This is a genomic window from Psychromarinibacter halotolerans (assembly GCF_029168315.1).
Lineage (GTDB): Bacteria > Pseudomonadota > Alphaproteobacteria > Rhodobacterales > Rhodobacteraceae > Psychromarinibacter > Psychromarinibacter halotolerans.
The window spans coordinates 16,645-34,077 of record NZ_JARGYD010000011.1 but is presented as its reverse complement, the minus strand read 5'-3'; the positions used below and the strand labels follow the sequence as shown (position 1 = coordinate 34,077).

Sequence of the window (17,433 nt, the reverse complement as noted above, 5' to 3'; positions counted from 1 at the left end):
GACAATGTTGCGGAGGGGCACGGGCCCATGAATGCGAGAGTTGAATTCCAGACAGAGCGGTTCAAGCAGGGCGAGGCCGTTCGGCGGACAGTTCTCGGTGATGCCCATGTGGACCGCTCATTGTCGGCGGTTGGCGAAAAATCCGTGCAGTTGCAGAAGCTTGTGACGGAAACCTGCTGGGCCGAGATCTGGACGCGCCCCGGCCTGACGCTGGCGCAGCGCAGCATGTTGAACCTTGGGATGCTGACCGCGCTGAACCGGATGCATGAATTCCGTGTTCACGTCCGCGGCGCGCTGCGCAACGGGGTCACCGAGGAAGAGATCGTCGAGGTCGTCCTGCAAACCGCCGTCTACTGCGGTGCGCCGGCTGCGCTGGAATCCATGCGCGCCGCCGAAGAGGTCTTCGTGACGTACCGCGAAGAGATGGCAGAGGCCTGAGCGATGCAGTGGACGCGTCCGGCGGGAGAGTTTGAATGAACAGGGCCGATCTTATCGGAGGCCTGATGATCATGGGGTTCAGCCTGTTGCTGATCTTCTGGATCATCCCGACCCAGACCGCGTCGGGGAATTATTTCGGCCTGTCGCCGGTGGTGTTCCCGATCATCCTGTCCGCCGGCTTCGGCCTGTGCGGCCTTGGGCTTACGCTGCAGGCGCTTCGTCGGCTGAAGGCGGAAGGGTTCGGCAAAGAGCTTCCCGTCTCGGCCTCGAACATCTTCTTCTTCCTGCTGATCATCGGTCTCGTGCTGGGTTCGGTCATCCTGATGGACTTCTTCGGGTTGATCTATGGCGCGCCGGTCATGATCGCCGGGCTGATGCTGATCCTCGGTGAACGGTCGTGGCTGACCATCCTGCTGACCAGCACGGTTCCGGTCGCCGCCGTCTACCTCGTCGTCACCTACGTGCTTCGGGCACCACTTCCCTAGGGCGGTATCATGAGCCAGTACATCCTTGCGGCGGCAGCCGAGATCTTTCAGCCCGCTGTCCTGATCTACATCGTCTTCGGCGTGCTTTTGGGCTACGTCGTCGGGGCGCTGCCCGGCATGAACCGGACGACCGCCATCGCAGTGTCGCTGCCGTTCACCTTCACGATGTCGCCGGCTGCGGCGATCTCTTTCCTGATCGGCATCAACAAGGGCGGAGCGGCCGGGTCTGCCGTGTCGGCCATCCTTCTGAACATCCCCGGCGAGGCATCGTCGGCCGTGACCGCCTATGACGGCTATCCGATGGCGCGCAGCGGCAAGGCGCAGAAGGCGCTGAAGGCGGCGTTGTTCGGGTCGGTGATCGGCGACGTGCTGGCCACCGCCGTGCTGATCGCCTTGGCGCGGCCGCTTGCCGATTTCGCCATCGGGCTGGGTCCGTTCGAACTGGCGGCGATCCTGATCTTCTCGATCACCTTCATCGCTGCGGTGGCGGGCGACTCGTTCTTCAAGGCGCTGATCGCCGGGTTCTTTGGCCTGCTTCTGTCGGCACCGGGCCTCGATATCGAAACCGGGCTGCCCCGGATGACCTTCGGCTTGGTCGAACTGTTCGACGGCGTGCCGGTCCTGTCGGTCGCCATCGGCACGCTGGCGATGTCGCAGGTCCTGTCACAGACCGACAAGGGGTGGCGCGGAAAGTACACCTCGCCCGATGCCGAGGTCGTGTCCACCGACGAGTCCGACAAGCAGCTGAGCAAGCAAGAATTCAAGCAGATCACCCCCGCGATCATGCGCGGTAGCATCGTCGGCACGCTGATCGGCATCCTGCCGGGGCTTGGTGCGACGCTGGCGTCGTTCCTCGCCTATACATGGGTGCAGAAAAGCTCGAAGACGCCGGAACGCTTCGGCAAGGGCGCCCCGGAAGGGGTCGCGGCCTCGGAGGCGGCGGACAACGCCACCGTTCCCGCCGCGCTGGTGCCCGTCTTCGCCATCGGCGTGCCCGGCAGCTTGTCGACGGCGCTGCTGATGGGCGCGTTCATGATGCACGACCTCACGCCCGGCCCATTCCTGTTTCGCGAGAACGCGACGGTGGTCTATTCGATCTATATCGGGATGATCGTGGCCTCTGCGGCGCTGCTGCTGGTCGGGTTCTTCGGTCAAAGCCTGTTCGCGGCGGCGCTTCGGGTGCGCGGCACGATCCTGTGGCCGGTCATCGTTTTCCTGTGCGTCTGCGGTGCCTACATCCAGGGCGGCACGATGTTCGGCGTGTACCTGATGCTGATCTTCGGCTTCATCGGCTACTTCATGCGGAAGTTCGACTATTCCTTCGTGACCTTCGTCGTGGGCTACCTTCTGGGGCCGATGGCAGAGCTTACGATCCGCCAGACGATCATCCTGTCGGCGCGCGATCCCTGGCGGATCCTCGACCATCCCATCGCGCTGCTTTTCCTCGCCCTTACGGTCTTCGCGGTCTGGCGCTTCACCATCGCCGGGATGCGATCCATGCGGCTGTCTGCGGCTGGCTGAACCTGAAACGACAACGAACCAACAAGGAGATGAACATGACCAATACATCCAAGGGCGTCACGCGGCGCGCACTGCTTGCCTTCGCCACGGCGATGGCCGTCGTCCCCGGTGGTGCCGCTTTGGCGCAAAGCTTCCCTGACCAGCCGATCACCATCGTCGTGGCCTATGCACCCGGCGGCGGCGTCGACACGGCGGTGCGTGCCATGACCGACGTCATGAGCGAAGAGCTTGGCGTGTCGATCCTCGTCAAGAACGTCGGTGGCGGCGGTGGTGCCGTTGGCAACTCGGAAGTCTCGCGCGCCGACCCGGATGGGTACACCATCCTTGCCACCAACTCGTCCTCGATCACGCTGGAACCCCAGTTGAACGAAACGATGTACGATCTCGACAGCTTCGAGGTGATCGCGAAAGCCGGGCAGTTCCAGTCCGCGATGATCACCGGCGCCGACAGCAGCTTCTCGACCTTCGAGGAACTGGTCGCCGTGGCGCAGGAAGAAGACCGCCCGATCCTTCTGGGCAGCTACCTGTCGTATGACCGTCTGCTGATGGGCTACATGGCCGACAGCGCCGGCGTGGAATTCACCCCGGTTCCGGTGCAGGGCGGCAATGGCGCGATCCAGGCGATGCTGTCGGGCGACGTCGACGTTGTCCTGTCGGGCGGGTCGTGGGCACCGCTGGTCGAAGCGGGCGACGCCAAGGCGCTGTTCGCCTCGTCCTTCGACCGCCTGAAAATGGCGCCGGATCTGGTTTCGATGAAGGATCTGGGCTTCGAACTGGGCAGCGCATCCAGCATGATGTTTCTTGCCCCGGCAGGCACCCCGGCCGAAATCGTCGACGCACTTGCCGCGGCAATCGAGCCCGCGGTCGCAAGCGAGACCGCGCAGACGGTCGGTCAGCGGCGCAACGTCGACATGACCTTCTATGGCCCGGAAGAAGCCAGCCAGATGATGCGCGAAGAGCTTGACGCTTTCGCAGAGTTCATCGAGATCGCCAACCGCTAAGGCGACGGGTATTCATAGGCCGGGACGGAGGCTTCGGCCCCGGCCGCGGATAACGGGGCAGGCGCGGTTTCGCGCCTGTCTTCATGTGCAGTGTCCTTGCGGCCAGCCCTTGGCCCGCCGAGTCCCTGCAACGACCCGATGCGGAAGGAGACCGCCATGTCACGCCAAGAGGCCACGTCACGCGCATCTGCATATGTTGACGACGGGCGGTTCGCTCGAGACATGGCCGCGCGCATCGCCGTCCGCTCGGAAAGCCCGCGCGAGGACAGCGCGGCCGACCATCTGCAATACCTGCAGGGACAGATCCAGCCGATGCTGTCGGAAATGGGGTTCGCCTGCCGTCTGCTGGACAACCCCGACCTGCCGCGACTGCCTGCGCTGTTTGCAGAGCGTGCCGAGGATCCTGGACTGCCGACCGTGCTTGTCTACGGGCATGGCGATGTGCTGTGGGGCATGGAGGGCGAGTGGGCCGATGGCCTGTCCCCGTGGGAGGCGACGGTCGTCGGTGACCGGCTGTATGGCCGGGGTGCGGTGGACAACAAGGGGCAGCACACGATCAACCTAGAGGCGCTGCGCATCGTGATCGAGACGCGGGGGCGGCTTGGTTTCAACGCGAAGATCCTGATCGAGATGGGCGAGGAATGCGGGTCGCCGGGGCTGGGCGGGATCGCCGAGGCGCACAGCGACCTGCTGGCGGCGGATGTGCTGATCGCGTCGGACGGGCCGCGGGTCTCGACCCGGACGCCTACGGTGTTTCTTGGTGCGCGGGGCAGTCACGGGTTTACCTTGCGGTGCGACCTGCGCGAGGGCGGGCATCACTCTGGCAACTGGGGCGGTATCCTGCCCAACGCGGGCATCCGGCTGGCGCAGGCGATCTCGGTGATCACCGACGCGAAGGGGAAAATCGCGGTGCCCGAGTGGCGGCCCGATGAGATCCCCGCAAACGTGCTGGCGGCGTTGCGGGGTATTGCGCTGGAATTCGGGCCCGACGACCCGCAGACGGACGACGACTGGGGCGAGCCGGGGCTGACGGGCGCGACGCAGCTTTTGGGGTGGTGCAACTTCGAGGTCACCAGCTTCGTGTGCGGCAATCCGCAGGCGCCGGTGAACGCGATCCCGGGGCAGGCCCGCGCGACCTGTCAGCTGCGCTATATCGCCGAGATCGACCACACGCGGATTGTCACGGCGCTGCGCGAGCATCTCGACCGCCACGGCTTTGCCGATGTCGAGATTGTGGAGGGCTCGCGCCATTTCTTCCATGCGACCCGCACCGACCCCGACAATGCGTGGGTGCGGCTGGCGGTTGCCTCGATCACCCAGACGATGGGCGCGCCGCCGGCCCTGTCGCCGAACTTCGGGGGCGCGCTGCCCAACGAGGTTTTTGCCGAAACGCTGGGTCTGCCGACGATCTGGATTCCGCATTCGCACCCGGCCTGTGCCCAGCACGCGCCCAACGAGCACATGATGCTGGACGTGGCCCGCGAGGGGACGCAGATGATGGCGGGGCTATTCTGGGATATCGGGGATGGCCGTCTCGGGGCGGGATGAATGGCCGGAATGTAAAATAAAATCAGATACCTGTCGGCGGTAGGTAATGCATCACCTTCATAGTCCGTCCAGCACCTTGCCCATCACATTGGCCGTGTCGCGCCAGCGCGGCAATGCACGGCCCAAGGCGCGGGACCGGGCCGACAGGGCGTCGCGTTCCGTGTGCGACACCAGCAGCGACCGCAGGTGGCGGGCGAAGGCGTCGGGGTCGTCGACCGGCGCCAGAAGGGCGGCGTCGCCCACCGTGCCGGGCACCGCGCCGGTGGCGCAGGTGACGATCGGCAAGCCGTGGGTCAGCGCCTCGGCCAGTGCCATGCCGTAGCCTTCGTAGCGGGTGGCCAGCGCGAAGATCCGGGCGGTGCGATAGGCCTCGTCCAGCGCCGCGTCCGACAGTTCGCCGGCAAGTTCGATCCGGTCTGACAGACCCAGCGCGTCGATCAGCGCGGCAAGATCGTCTTGCACCGCCGGATCGAATGTCTTGCCCACGATGCGGGCGGTCCAGTCAAGTTCGGCCACCTGCGCCAGCGCGCGGATCAGCACGTCGTGTCCCTTGCGGCGGGCAAGCAGCCCGACCGACAGGATGCGCGGCCCGGCATCGGTGCGCGGCAGGTCGCGGGGACCGTCGTAGCCGGGCAACGCGACGGTGATGCGGTCCGGGGCGGCGCCAAGGCGGACATAGGTGTCGCGGGTGTGCGGGCTGGTCACCACGATCCGGGTGGCGTGGGCAAGGTTCGCGGTCTCTTGCGCCAGCAGGCGACGTGCGGTGTCGGCGGTCAGCCCGTCTTCCAGCCCCATCGGATGATGCAGCATCGCCACCACGGGACAGCGCAGCCGGGCAAGGTCTACGGTGCGCATCGCCCCGAACACCAGCCCGTCAAGGATCAGGGGCCGGTCGTCGGGCAGGTCGGCCAGCGTCTTGGCGACCTCGGCGCGCAGCGCGTCGGGCTGGTCCGGCGACGCGGCGGCGGCGGGCAGGGCGATGTGCCGCGTGTCGCGCCCCGAGGCCTGAAGCTCTTCCAGCAGGCGGCGCTCATAGATGTAGCCGCCGGTTTTCTGGCGATGATCGCCGGGGATCGCGAAGGCACAGGGTCTCATCGGGCCATCTGCTCGGCACTGGTGCGCGACAGGACGATCCGTTCCAGCGTCGCGACAAGAGCATGGGCCAGCACGGCGGCAAGGCCGATCAGGGCGATCGCGCTCCAGAGCATCCCGTAGTCCGAGGTCGAGGCGACAGTGGCCATCAGCGCGCCGACGCCGCGGCCCGTGGCCAGCCATTCGGCGGTGGTGACGGCAAGGATCGCGGCGGGGATCGCCATGCGGGCAGAGGCGAAGAACGCGGGCAGCATCGCGGGCAACCGCGCGCCGGTGAGCGTCCGCACCGGGCCGGTGGCATAGACGTCGAACAGGTCGAGCACGGCGCGCGGGGTGCGGGCCAGCCCGTGCTGGCAGGCGATCAACGTGGGGAAGAAGATCATCGTGGCGACCACGGCGATTGTGCCGGTGGCGCCCCGGCCAAGCGCCCAGACGATCAGCGGTGCGGTGGCGACGATGGGGATCGACCGCAGCGCGACGGACACCGGGATCACGGCCCCGGCAAGGCGCGGCAGCAGCGTCAGCGCCATCGCCAGCCCGGCGCCCAGCACCAGCCCCGCGGCATAGCCGGGCGCCGCCAGCGCCAGCGTCTCGGCCATCGCGTCGAACAGCCGCGCCCGTTGCGCCGCCGAGGACGGGGCGGTCACAAGATAGGCCCAGACGTCCTCGGGGCGTTTGGCGAAGAAACGGGGCAGCTGGAACAGCTCCATGCTGCCCTTCCAGATGGCGACCGTCACCCCGAACGCCAGCAGCGCCTGACCAAGGCCTGCGAAGCGGGACCGGCGGGTTTCGGTTGGCGGGGCCAGCAGCACCTCGGGCGGGGCAAGGTCCAGCCGCCGCCCCAGCGCGCCGACGCCCGCGAAGGCCAGCATCGACACCCCGGCGGCCAGCACCGCGATGGACCACGTCGCGGGCAGGTCCAGCGCCCGCAGCGCGCGCACCGTCAGCACGCCCAGCCCGCGCTCGGCGCCGGTGAACTCGCCCACCATGGCACCCAGAAAGGCGGCGGGGGCGGCGATCTGAAGGCCCGCGACGACGTAGGGCAGCGCGGCGGGAAGGCGCACCTGCAAAAGCGTGGTCAGCCGCCCCCGGCCATAGCTGTGCACAAGGTCGAACCAGCCGCGCGGCGCGGCGCGCAGGCCAACCAGCACCGGCAGGAAGGTGGTGTAGTAGACCGCCAGCGCGGCCAGCGTGACCTGCGGGCCGGTGCCGGGGCCGTACAGCACCCGAAGGATCGGGCCGGTGGCGACCAGCGGCAGGCAGAAGACCAACAGCGCAAGTGTCGCCAGCAGCCTTTCGCTGCGCGGGGCCAGTACGGCGACCAGCGCCAGCAGCATGCCCGCAAGATTGCCCCAGACGAACCCCTGCAGCGCCGACCACAGCGTGGTGCCAAGCGCCCGGGACAACAGGCCCGCGTTCTGTGCCATCTGCATGGCGATCTGGCTGGGCGCGGCGATCACGAAAGAGCCGGCGGTGGCGCGGGCCAGCATTTCCCATACCGCCAGCAACAGCACGACCCCGACGCCGCGTTTCAACAGGCGGGCCGTGGCCGGTGCAAGGCCGCTGTCGGGAACGGAGCCGTCCGCGGCTGTCATTGCGCCGCGAGGTTTTCGGGGAACTGGTGGTCGCGCAGCGCCTCGGTGACTTGGGCGCATAGGTCGCGGTACGCGTCCGAGGCCAGGACCTTGGCGTCGCGCGGATGCGGAAGCGGGATGGCGATGTCGGCGGCGACGCTGGCGGGGCGCGGGGTCAGGACAAGCACGCGGTCCGACAGGCGCACCGCCTCGGCCACCGAATGGGTGACAAGGACCGAGGTCGCGCCGCGGGCTTCCCACAGGGGCGGCAGCTCGGCGTTCAGGCGGTCGCGGGTCAGGGCATCGACGGCGGCGAAGGGTTCGTCCAGCAGCAAAAGCTCGGGCTCTCCGGCAAGGGCGCGGGCGATGGCGGCGCGCTGGCGCATCCCGCCCGACAGTTCTGCCGGGCGGCGGCGTTCAAAGCCCGACAGGCCGACGCGGGCGATCAGGTCGCGGATGCCGTCGGGATCACGCGGGCGACGGGCCAGCGCGCGGCCAAGCGCGATGTTGCCCTCAACGGTGCGCCACGGCAGCAGCGCGGCGTCCTGAAACGCCACCGCCAGACCGGCGCGGCGGCGCAGGTCGTCCGGGCTTTCGCCGCCGATCAAAATCGTGCCGGTAGAGGGCCGGTCCAGCCCCGCGATCAGCCGCAGCAGGGTCGACTTCCCGCAGCCCGACGGCCCGACAAGCGCGGTCATCTGGCCGCCCGCAAGCGTCAGGTCCACGGTGTCCACCGCATCGACGCGGCGTCCTGCCGCGCCGAAGCTTTTGGATACGCCGGTCAGCCGGATGTCGGGCCGGGCTGTCATGCGCAAGCCGGTCCTCGGCCCGGGTGTCTAGCCATGAACCTCTTCCAGAATGGACCGGTCCCACAGGTCCGGCGACACCGGGGTGCCCAGCAGGTCCAGCGTTTCCACGTTGGCGGCGACGGTATCGTCGGTGAACCAGCCAAAGCCCTCGGCTTCGGTCAGGTCCGAGAACATCAGCGGCACCTGCCGTTCGGCCTGCAGCTCTTGCGTCGGCAGGTCGAGCCCGGCGTCGGGGAACATCTCGACCGTCAGCGCGGCTGCGGCGGCGGGGGCGGCCTTGTAGTCCTCCCAACCGCGAATTTCGCCGGTCATCAGGGCGACCAGCTCGTCGCGGCGGTTGGCAAGGCTGTCCTCGGTCGCGATGTAGGTCTGCGAGTGGACCGAATAGCCGTGGTCGGCCAGCAGCATGGTCACGTTGTCGACGCCCTGGATCTCCATCGCGACGGGCAGGTCGGTTTCCCAGCACAGCAGGCAGTCGACCTGACCCTGCACCAGCGGCGCGGGATCGTACTGGGTCGGCACCACCTCGATCTGCGAGACATCGACGTCGTTGATCGTGCACAGGGCTTCCAGCACCGGCATGTTGGCCAGCGCCATGCCGATCTTCTTGCCCACAAGGTCGGCGGGCGTGTTCACCGGGTTCTCGGCCAGCGAGGCGATGGCGAAGGGGTTCTTCTGCATCGCGACACCGATGATCTTGAACGGCGCGCCCTGGTTCACGGCGGCGGCGGTATAGTCCGCGGCAGAGATGCCGACCAGCGCGGTGCCCGCCACGACCGGCGGTTCGACCGGAGCGTTGGGGCCGCCGGGCAGCAACGAGACCTCTAGCCCCGCGTCAGACCAATAGCCCTTGTCGCTGGCGATATAGCTGCCGCCGAACTGTACCGAGTGCAGCCACGACAGCTGGAAGTTCACGGCGCTTTGCGCCCGCGCGCGGCTTGGCGACAGAAGGGCGGCACCGGCGGTGGTCAGGGCGCCTCCGATGAACAGGCGGCGAGAGGGCGTCAGGAAGGTCATGGCATCATCCTCTGGGTTTTGGAAAAGAGTAGGTTAATCGTGCGTGGTGGCAATGCCGTCCCCGGCGGGGGCAGCGTTGGGGGTGCGGCGCTGAAGGAAGAAGGCGCCGGGCAGGGCCGAGATCAGGGCGGCAAGGCCAAAGGCGATGCTGGCCGCCAGCCCGGCATCCGCGCCAAGGCCCGCCAGCGGGAACAGGGCGGCCGCCGCGCCCTCGCGCCAGCCCCAGCCCGCAACGGACGCGGGCAGCAGCATGGCGGTTAGGATCAACGGCACGATCAGCATCGCGGTCCCGGCGGGCAGGGTGCTGCCGCTGGCACGGGCGGCGGTGACGAACCCCGCGACGATCAGGGCCGAGATCGCCAAAGACAGCGCGACCTGTGTCGGAAATCGTCCCAAAAGCGCGCTGCGGGCGGCGGCGCGCCAGCCGTCGGGGCGCCCGGCGCGGGTGAAGAGCAGGACGCCGGTCGCTGCGAGCATCAGCGCAAGCACCCCGGCGGGCAGCAGCACCACCAGCGGCACCTGCGGGCCAGATGCGCCCGCCGCGCCCGCCGCACCCGTTGCGCCGGGCCCGGACGGCAGCGCCACGCCAATCAGGCCAAGCGCCAACATCGCGGCCATGCCCGCCTGTCCCGAGGCCCGTTCCAGCACCACCGCCTGCGCCGCGCGCCCCAGCGTACCGCCTTGTCGGTTCCGGGCGGCGCGGGCCGCGTCGCCCAGAACGCCGCCGGGCAGGGTCTGGTTCACGAATTGGGCAAGGTAGTATTCGCGCACCGTGTCCCACCACGGCATGTGCAGCCGCAAAGCGCCCGCCGTCACCCGCCAGCGCAGGGCCGACAACAGCGTGACCGCGTTCAGCAGCACGACCGTCGCCAGCATCCACCCCGGCGACAGGGCGGCCAGCCGGTCCAGCGCGCCCTGCCCATCGGCCAGCGCAAGGCAGATCCCGATCAGGACCAGCGGCAGAAGCAGGCGCAGCCATCTCATGATCCGTCCGCCTGTGTCGCGGCGTCTCCGGTCGCGCTGGTGGCGTCGAGGAACCTGTCGCGGAACGCGCTCATCGGCCAAGTCGGAAGGTCGGGATCGGGGATCATGCCGTCGGTCCAGTCCCAGTCGTCGAACAGCCGCAGCGCGTCGGGCGGGCCGATCAGGTGCACCGGCACATCCTTGCCGCCGCCCTGTGCCACGAACTCGACCGGCTGATGGTCGCCCAGAAGGATGATCAGCGGCGCCTCGTCACGGGGCAGCGCGGCCCACGACAGGACCGCCTGCATGGCATAGTCGATGGTCCGGCCGAAATGGTCCCGGATGCTGTCGCGGTTCGACCAGACCTCGCGCGGGGTGGGGCCGGCGCTGGCCTGATCGTTGAACACGCTGCCGTCGCCGACCGCGTCCCACGGCAGCATCTCGGGCACCGGCGTCCACGGCGCGTGGCTGGAGATCAGGGCGATCTCGGCCAAAAGCGGGCCGTCCGACGTCACCTCGCGGTCATAGGCGGCCAGCGTGTACTGGTCCGGCATGGTCACCCAGTTGAACGGCAGCCCGGCATAACCAAGGTCGGCGGCGGCCCAGATCCTTTGAAACCCCATTGCCGGACCCTCGGGCCAGTCCAGCACGATGGCGGGGGCCACGGTGGCGGTCTCGTATCTGGCGCGGATCGCCATCATGAACAGCGTCTGCCGCTCGCTGGCCAGCAGGGCGCGATACCGGCGCTGGTCGCTGACCTCGACACCCGAGGCCAGCGTGGCATGGGCCAGCCAGCTTTGCCCGCCCTGCACCGGGGATCGCAGCCAGCCCGACCGGGCCGCAAGCCCGGCATCGGCCAGCGCGTCCTGTCCCGCCGAAAGCGTCCGCTCGTGGCGTTCGGCGTACAGCGGGTTCACGAAAGCGGTGCGGCCGTAGCTTTCGACGAACACGATCACCACCGACCGCCCGTCAAGGCGGGCGAACAACCCGTCGCGGTCGCGCCACGGGTCCTCGGCGGCGGCGCGCCGGAACTCGGCCTGCGCCGCGCGAGAGCGTTCGAAGTCGCGGATATTCTCGGCGGCGAGCCTTGCGGTAAAGGCGCTGCCCGGCGGCTGCCAGCCCTTCCAGCCGTTCAGGGCAGTGCGGATCTCGGTCGCGCAGAGGGCGGCGAACACCATCGCGACGGTCCCGGCGCCGATGCGGACCGCGCGGGGCAGGCGCTGACCGGCGCGGCCCCACAGGCGCAGCGCGCCGCAGGTCAGAAACAGCATCCCGGCCAGCACTAGCCCCACGACGGCCACCACCGCGACGGTGCCAAGGATGCCGATACTGCCGGTCAACAGCATCCCGGCGGCGGGCAGAAGGTGCATGTCGGCCAGCGGGTCGAAGCCACGGCCATACGCGGTGTAGACGGACAGGTCCGCCAGCTTCAGCAGGGTGACAGCCAGCAGCAGCCCGGCGCAGACCCAACCCGCCAGCCGCGACCGCGTGGCCAGGGCGAGCATGCCCAGCAACAGGACCGGCAGTTCCAGCGGCACCATCTGCAGCGCCTGCCAAGTCACGGCCCGGGGATGGTTGGGCATGATCAGCAGCAGGTGCAGGAACGCTGCGGACAGGATCAGCAGAAGCCAGCGGCGGAGGCGCAAGGTCAACGCCGCCTCGCCAGCCAGATCACATCGACCGCGAAGGACCACGCCAGCAAGGCCAGCGCCACCGCCGCCGCGATCCAGCTGTAGGGCGGTTGCACGATCGGCGCGATCAGCGCGACCAGCGTCCCGATCTGGACCACGCAGACCAGCTTGCGCCGGAACCGCTGGGGCAGGGGGCGGTCCAGCCACGGCAAGGCCCAGCTTGCGGCGACGAAGACGTACCGCAGGCTGCCCAGCAGAAGCACCCAGCTTCCGGCGGCACCGCTGCGCCAGACCACGCCGGCCAGCAGCAGGGCGAAGATGCTGTCGACCTCCATGTCGAACCGCGCGCCCCACGGCCCGGCAAGGCCGCTGCGCCGGGCCAGCGGACCGTCGAGCCCGTCCAGCGACAGCGTCACCAGCGCAAGGCAGAACACCATCCAGCCCGTCGCGCCCTCGGTCAGGCGCGGATCGGCCAGCGGCACCAGCATCAGCGCCGACAGCGCCAGCCGCGCCAAGGTCAGCGCGTTGGCATAGCCCAGCCGCCGCGCGGGCCAGTACCGGATCAGGAACACCCCGGAGACCGCCGCGCCAAGCCCGAAGCACACGACCGGCAAAAGCGTTCGCGTGCCTGCCAGCCACCACGACAGGCCGAACAGCACCACGGCAAAGGACAACGAAAGCAGGAACATCGACACCGCAGCCGCCCGCGATCCGGCCTGCGCTGGGGCGTTGTGCGCCTGTTGTAACAAAATACTCATAGGAAACGACATGCCGCCCCTTACTCCGACGTCAAGCGAAGACCCTTGACTAAGCCTCCACTTCAACCGTCTGTGAAAATAGTATGAATGCCAAGCCGGAGGTCCTCGCAATGGCAAACGTGCGAACTGCCGCCTATCCGCCCAGATATTCCCGCGCCGCCCGCATCCTGCACTGGCTGACCGTCGTGCTTGTGCTGACGACGATCCCGGCGGGGCTGATCATGGTGGAAGAGGGGCTGTCGAGGCCGGTTCAGGACACGCTGTACCTGTACCACAAGAACATCGGTCCGGTGATCCTGTTGCTGGTCGTGCTGCGATTGGTGGTCCGCGTGGTATCGCCGCCGCCGCCGCATCCCGAAAGCCTGCCGCGCGTGCAGGCCCTTGTCGCGTCGGTGGTGCACTGGCTGCTCTATGCCACGTTGGTCGCACTGGTCGTGTCGGGCATGGTGCGGGTACAGGCCGGAGGCTTCCCGATGGAGATCTGGGACCCGTTGATCGGCGGGCTTCTGGACCGCGACAAGGATCTTGCCGAAGCGGCCAGCGAATTCCACGAGATCGCGAAATCCGTCCTGATCGTGCTGATCCTGATGCACGCGGGCGCCGCGGCGATGCACGGTCTGGTGAAACGCGACGGCATCTTCAGCCGCATGTGGCCGCCGGTGTAAAGCCGGGGTGGCTTTTGGGCAGATGAAAGAAGCCCCCGCCGGTCGCGGCGGGGGCGACGTATTGCGGTCACCCGGTCAGGCGGCGCCTTCCGTCTGGTAGGTCACGGTGCGCGCGATTGTCCGGGTCGGGCGCTTTTCGCCAGCAAGCACCTCGAAGTCGAGATGGTTTTCGGGCGGGCAAATCGGGCAGGTGACGAAATCGGTGAAGGCGCAGGGCAGCGCCACCGCGTAGTTGAAGTCGATCCAATCGATCCGTTCGCCGCTGTCATCCGCGAAATGAAGCTCGACCACGCGACCGGCGCCATAGGTCACGGGGCCGTTCGTCTTGTCCCGGACGTGGGCGACGGGCTGCACGCCGTGCGCGGTGTCCTTGCCGATCAATTGCAGTTCGTAGGTCGTGCCATCGTGCTCGAAGGTGAAGGTGCCGATGCGGGGGGTATCTTCGCGCACGCCCGGTTCAACCGTCTCCGCCTCGTAGGATGTGCGCTCGGTCGGGGTGTAGTACCCCGGTATGCGCCACGCGATGTCATAGTCGAAATGGCTTACGCCCGAGTCCTCGGCCTTCGTCGCCTCGCGCGGGTCGCGGACGCGGATGCCGTACAGCCGTTCGCCGTCGTGCTTGGTGCGCAGCAGCGTCTCGACCTCGCAGACACCGTAGTACACCGGCTGGCTTGCACCGTGGCCGTAGGTCTGGTTCCGGCCGGGGATGATCTCGACCGGGCCCTCGGGGTAGGCGCCGTTCACGGACAAAGTGGGACCCGACGCCGGCGGGGTGAACATGATGCGACCGTCCTCGACCGACCATGTGCCGGGCAGCATGTCGAACCGGACGTCTCTGTCGGTCTCTTCCAGCCAGTACTGGGCGACCAGCGCGGTCCAGCCATAGGGGCGGAACATGGTGGCGACATGGGCGTGACGCCATTCGCGCCACTGGCCTTCAAGATGTTCGTGCGTGGGCATATGGGGCTTCCTCTTGGGGGGATGCGTGCGTGGCGGTGGCCTCGTCCAGGAACGCCAGCACGCCGCGCCACGAGGCGTCGTCGGCGCGGGCATTGCCGGACGGCGTTCCGCCGGTGGTGAAAGGGACGCCCGATACCGGGTGCGGGCGGCTGATCTGGGTCGCGGGGACGAAAGGCAGGTTGATCGAGTGGCCTGCATCGTCGAAGTCGAGGTGGCGCACGGTGTGGGCATGGTCGTGCCGGCGCAGGGTCGAGACGACCATTCGCGCGTACAGGCTGGACGGCCAAGCCCGGTCGTCGCGGCCCGAGATCAGCAGGACCGGTGCTGCGATCCGTTCCACCGGGATGCGGGCGCGGTCGGCGAGCGCCCGGTCCTTGAGACCTTCGAAGAACACCGAGTGGTGGCGATCGGGCGGCGCCGCCCCGTCCCACGGGTGCCAGTGGACGTGGGCGTTGTTCTGCCACAGGTGCGGCAGCGGGGTGCCATCCAGCGTCCACGTGTCACCGTGCCAGCCGCCCCGGTCGGGATCGCCCGCGCCCTGCGCGCCGTGGACCATTGCGCCGGGGACATAGGCGATGACGGCGGACACGCGCTTTGGCCACGTTGCGCCAAGCAGCAGCGCCAGCTCGCCGCCGCGTGACTGGCCGCTGACGGCCACGAAGTCGCCCCGCGGGGATAGCGTGGCCCGCATCCAGTCCAGCGCGTCGCGGAAGTATTCCAGCGGGGTTTCGGTGATGTGCGCGGGCAGGCCGGGCGCCTTGAAGTACCCCAGCGCAAGCGCCTGATACCCGTGCGACGCGAATAGTGCGCCGCGCGCTTCCATGATGCCGCCGGTCGAGCCGCTGAGCACCAGCACCGCCGGATGCGGACCGGGGCCGGGCGGCGTGAACAGCGTGCCAACCATCCCGTCCTCGCGGATCTCGCGACGGCTCACGCCGGGCGCGGCGAACCGTTGGATCAGCTGCGCGGTGGCACCTTGGCCGTCCGCCGTCTCGGCGGTCAGGTCGGTTGGCAGGGGGCCCATGACGTCATCCGCGAACAGGTCCGGGCCTGCCCTGTCGGTGGGGTGCTGGCCCCAGATCAGCCCCATCGCGGCGATCTCGGCATAGTCACCGCCCACCGGGGCGTCGCGGGTCAGGTCGACGGTGCCATCGGCATCCGCAATGAACGTCGCCTGACTGTCCCAGTCTGCGCCGCCGGTCCGCCGTGTGCGGGCCGTGATCGCCACCAGTGCGTCGGGCTCCAGCCCTGTTAGGGTGATGCGGCGCGGCAGATCGACGGGGCCGTCTTCGGGGGTGACGGTCAGAACAAGGGACGTCATTGCGCACCGCCTGCTTCGGGGGGCATTTTCCCGAGATAGGCATCCAGCCGGTCCCGGAAGTCATCGTCCAGCGTCGCATCCGGTGCCAGTCCGCCACCACGCGGCCAGTGGCCACGCGCGCCGGTCCAGTCGTTCCGAAGCGCCGCCAGCTTGTCCTGCCAGCCGGTTTCCTCGGCCGCGACCGTTGGGTCGATTGCCACCAGAAACACGCCTCGGCCCTTCGGATCGCCCCGACCGCCCGCTGCAACGCCGGCCATCAATTCCACGACCAGCCCCAGCAGCGACCCGATCTGGCCGCCGCGCGGCAACAGCGCAGCCACGTCTGCGGCGACATTGGTCGGAGCGCCCGCCGCGTCGACGGCGGACCCTGCGGGCAGGCGCTTGTCCTCGGCCCGGGCAGACCGGATGTCGGCCATTGTCATGCTGCTGCTGGCGGCGTCGATGATCACGCTGTCGTCGCCACGCCCCATCGCGAAGGCCAACGGGTTGGTCCCGACCACAGGCCGGGTGCCGCCGTGGGGGGCGACGAAGGGCGGGCCCTCGGCCCCGGCAAGGGCAATCAGCCCGCTGTCTGCCAGAGGACGCAGGAACGGCGCGAACCGGCCGAACCCGCGAACGCCGCGCAGGAACACGGCGCCGATGCCCAGCTGCTTGGCCGTCTGGGCAAGGTCCAGCGTGGCAGAGGCGACGGCAAGGGGGGCAAAGCTGTCCGTGCAGTCCAGCCACGCCACCGCGCGGCTGCCGTCCACCAAGGGGGGCGGGCTGGCGTCGGGGGTCCATTCGTCCAGCATCGAGATGCCGAACCGCGGTTGACCCATCGCGTCGGCCTCGACCAGTGCGGCGGCGGCAAGCGCGGCCGCGTCAGAGCCGCCCAAAGCCCGCGACAGCTTGGCTATGGCATCCTGTGCCGGGATCATCGAATGGCCCCGTCGGTCGCGCCGCGTGCGATTTCGCCCTCGGACAGGTAGCCCAGCGTCATCAGCCGCTCGATCAGAAACGCGCGGCTGTGGCGGATGTGGTCGGTTTCGATCTGCGCGGCGCGGTCGCCGTCCCCGGCCTCGATGGCGTCGACCAGAAGCGTGTGCTCGTCCGAGTGTTCGTCCGCCTTGACGGTGAAGTCGATGGCAAAGCGCAGCAGGCGTTCCAGTTCGTCGAACAGCGATTCCGAAAGAGCGACCAGCCGCCGGTTCCGGCTGCAACGGGCGATGGCGACATGAAACCGCCGGGCGACCTGCTGCATCTCGCCGATGTCCATGGGGGCAGCGTATTCCCGCACGATGCGCCTGAGCCCGGCGATGTCTTCGCGGGTCGCATAGCGCGCTGCCTGCCGTGCTGCATGGGGGCCGATGGCGGCGCGCATGTCGAGAATTTCATGCACGGCCTGAAAGGTGATCGCCGCCACGCGATAGCCGCTGCGGGGCATGATCGTGACCAGCCCCTCTGCCGCCAGCTTCTGCATCGCGTCGCGCACCGGAGTCTTCGAGACGCCGTAGTCCCGCGCGATTGCGGCAGCGTCCAGCGTCGTGCCGGGCGCGATCTCGCACCGCATGATCGCCTGCCGAAGCGCAACGTGGATACGCTCGGACACCGGCGCGGGGGCGCTGGTTGGGGTGGCGGTGCTTGTTTCGGGGCTCATGCCTTCGGATCCTC

General features: G+C 68.6%; 17 protein-coding genes. 6 read left to right on the top strand and 11 right to left on the bottom strand.

From position 1 onward, the window contains the following. Positions 1 to 27 precede the first annotated feature (27 nt). From P1K30_RS20760 to P1K30_RS20740, 5 genes are all read left to right on the top strand, one after another. Positions 28 to 438 (top strand): carboxymuconolactone decarboxylase family protein, encoded by a 411-nt coding sequence (locus P1K30_RS20760; RefSeq protein WP_275634700.1) that lies wholly within the window; start codon positions 28 to 30, stop codon positions 436 to 438. 35 nt (positions 439 to 473) lie between these two features. Then, the gene (locus P1K30_RS20755) at positions 474 to 923 is read left to right on the top strand and encodes a tripartite tricarboxylate transporter TctB family protein (protein ID WP_275634699.1); all 450 of its coding nucleotides are present in this window, start codon (positions 474 to 476) and stop codon (positions 921 to 923) included. A gap of 9 nt (positions 924 to 932) precedes the next feature. After that, complete coding sequence (locus P1K30_RS20750) at positions 933 to 2,444, top strand: tripartite tricarboxylate transporter permease (protein ID WP_275634698.1); 1,512 nt, start codon at positions 933 to 935, stop codon at positions 2,442 to 2,444. A gap of 35 nt (positions 2,445 to 2,479) precedes the next feature. Next, positions 2,480 to 3,445, top strand: coding sequence for a Bug family tripartite tricarboxylate transporter substrate binding protein (locus P1K30_RS20745; RefSeq protein ID WP_275634697.1), 966 nt, complete (start codon positions 2,480 to 2,482; stop codon positions 3,443 to 3,445). A gap of 138 nt (positions 3,446 to 3,583) precedes the next feature. Further along, entirely contained in the window at positions 3,584 to 4,993 is a 1,410-nt protein-coding gene (locus P1K30_RS20740; RefSeq protein WP_338052389.1) for a M20 family metallopeptidase, read from the top strand. A 57-nt stretch (positions 4,994 to 5,050) separates the two neighbouring features. On the opposite strand, the gene P1K30_RS20735 is transcribed toward P1K30_RS20740, so the two are convergent. The 7 genes from P1K30_RS20735 to P1K30_RS20705 all read right to left on the bottom strand — a co-directional run bounded on the left by P1K30_RS20735 (position 5,051) and on the right by P1K30_RS20705 (position 12,837). Continuing rightward, positions 5,051 to 6,088: a glycosyltransferase family 4 protein gene (locus P1K30_RS20735; protein WP_275634695.1), complete on the bottom strand. Its 1,038-nt coding sequence runs from the start codon at positions 6,086 to 6,088 to the stop codon at positions 5,051 to 5,053. After that, positions 6,085 to 7,575, bottom strand: a complete 1,491-nt coding sequence (locus P1K30_RS20730; RefSeq protein WP_275634772.1) for an ABC transporter permease — start codon at positions 7,573 to 7,575, stop codon at positions 6,085 to 6,087. The genes P1K30_RS20735 and P1K30_RS20730 overlap by 4 nt, the downstream gene beginning before the upstream one ends. A gap of 101 nt (positions 7,576 to 7,676) precedes the next feature. Then, positions 7,677 to 8,468: an ABC transporter ATP-binding protein gene (locus P1K30_RS20725; RefSeq protein ID WP_275634694.1), complete on the bottom strand. Its 792-nt coding sequence runs from the start codon at positions 8,466 to 8,468 to the stop codon at positions 7,677 to 7,679. Between the two features lie 27 nt (positions 8,469 to 8,495). Next, positions 8,496 to 9,485 (bottom strand): ABC transporter substrate-binding protein, encoded by a 990-nt coding sequence (locus tag P1K30_RS20720; RefSeq protein WP_275634693.1) that lies wholly within the window; start codon positions 9,483 to 9,485, stop codon positions 8,496 to 8,498. Positions 9,486 to 9,518: 33 nt separating this feature from the next. Further along, complete coding sequence (locus tag P1K30_RS20715; RefSeq protein ID WP_275634692.1) at positions 9,519 to 10,469, bottom strand: lysylphosphatidylglycerol synthase transmembrane domain-containing protein; 951 nt, start codon at positions 10,467 to 10,469, stop codon at positions 9,519 to 9,521. After that, positions 10,466 to 12,100 carry a sulfatase gene (locus tag P1K30_RS20710; RefSeq protein ID WP_275634691.1) on the bottom strand — a complete coding sequence of 545 codons (1,635 nt, stop codon included), beginning with the start codon at positions 12,098 to 12,100 and terminating at the stop codon, positions 10,466 to 10,468. Before P1K30_RS20710 ends, P1K30_RS20715 begins: the two co-directional genes overlap by 4 nt. Further along, a complete protein-coding gene (locus P1K30_RS20705) occupies positions 12,097 to 12,837 on the bottom strand; it encodes a CDP-alcohol phosphatidyltransferase family protein (RefSeq protein ID WP_275634690.1) in 741 nt (246 codons plus the stop codon). The genes P1K30_RS20710 and P1K30_RS20705 overlap by 4 nt, the downstream gene beginning before the upstream one ends. Positions 12,838 to 12,947: 110 nt before the next feature. Here P1K30_RS20705 and P1K30_RS20700 point away from each other — a divergent pair, with 110 nt between their 5' ends. Beyond that, positions 12,948 to 13,502, top strand: coding sequence for a cytochrome b (locus P1K30_RS20700; protein ID WP_275634689.1), 555 nt, complete (start codon positions 12,948 to 12,950; stop codon positions 13,500 to 13,502). 75 nt (positions 13,503 to 13,577) lie between these two features. On the opposite strand, the gene P1K30_RS20695 is transcribed toward P1K30_RS20700, so the two are convergent. Genes P1K30_RS20695 through P1K30_RS20680 form a run of 4 tightly spaced genes read right to left on the bottom strand, consistent with a single transcriptional unit; the run spans position 13,578 to position 17,419 of the window. Continuing rightward, positions 13,578 to 14,462 carry a DUF1684 domain-containing protein gene (locus P1K30_RS20695; protein ID WP_275634688.1) on the bottom strand — a complete coding sequence of 295 codons (885 nt, stop codon included), beginning with the start codon at positions 14,460 to 14,462 and terminating at the stop codon, positions 13,578 to 13,580. Continuing rightward, a complete protein-coding gene (locus tag P1K30_RS20690) occupies positions 14,440 to 15,783 on the bottom strand; it encodes an acyl-CoA thioesterase/bile acid-CoA:amino acid N-acyltransferase family protein (RefSeq protein WP_275634687.1) in 1,344 nt (447 codons plus the stop codon). The genes P1K30_RS20695 and P1K30_RS20690 overlap by 23 nt, the downstream gene beginning before the upstream one ends. Beyond that, the gene (locus tag P1K30_RS20685; RefSeq protein WP_275634686.1) at positions 15,780 to 16,700 is read right to left on the bottom strand and encodes an Ldh family oxidoreductase; all 921 of its coding nucleotides are present in this window, start codon (positions 16,698 to 16,700) and stop codon (positions 15,780 to 15,782) included. Before P1K30_RS20685 ends, P1K30_RS20690 begins: the two co-directional genes overlap by 4 nt. Continuing rightward, positions 16,697 to 17,419, bottom strand: a complete 723-nt coding sequence (locus P1K30_RS20680) for a GntR family transcriptional regulator (protein WP_275634685.1) — start codon at positions 17,417 to 17,419, stop codon at positions 16,697 to 16,699. The genes P1K30_RS20685 and P1K30_RS20680 overlap by 4 nt, the downstream gene beginning before the upstream one ends. Positions 17,420 to 17,433 lie beyond the last annotated feature (14 nt).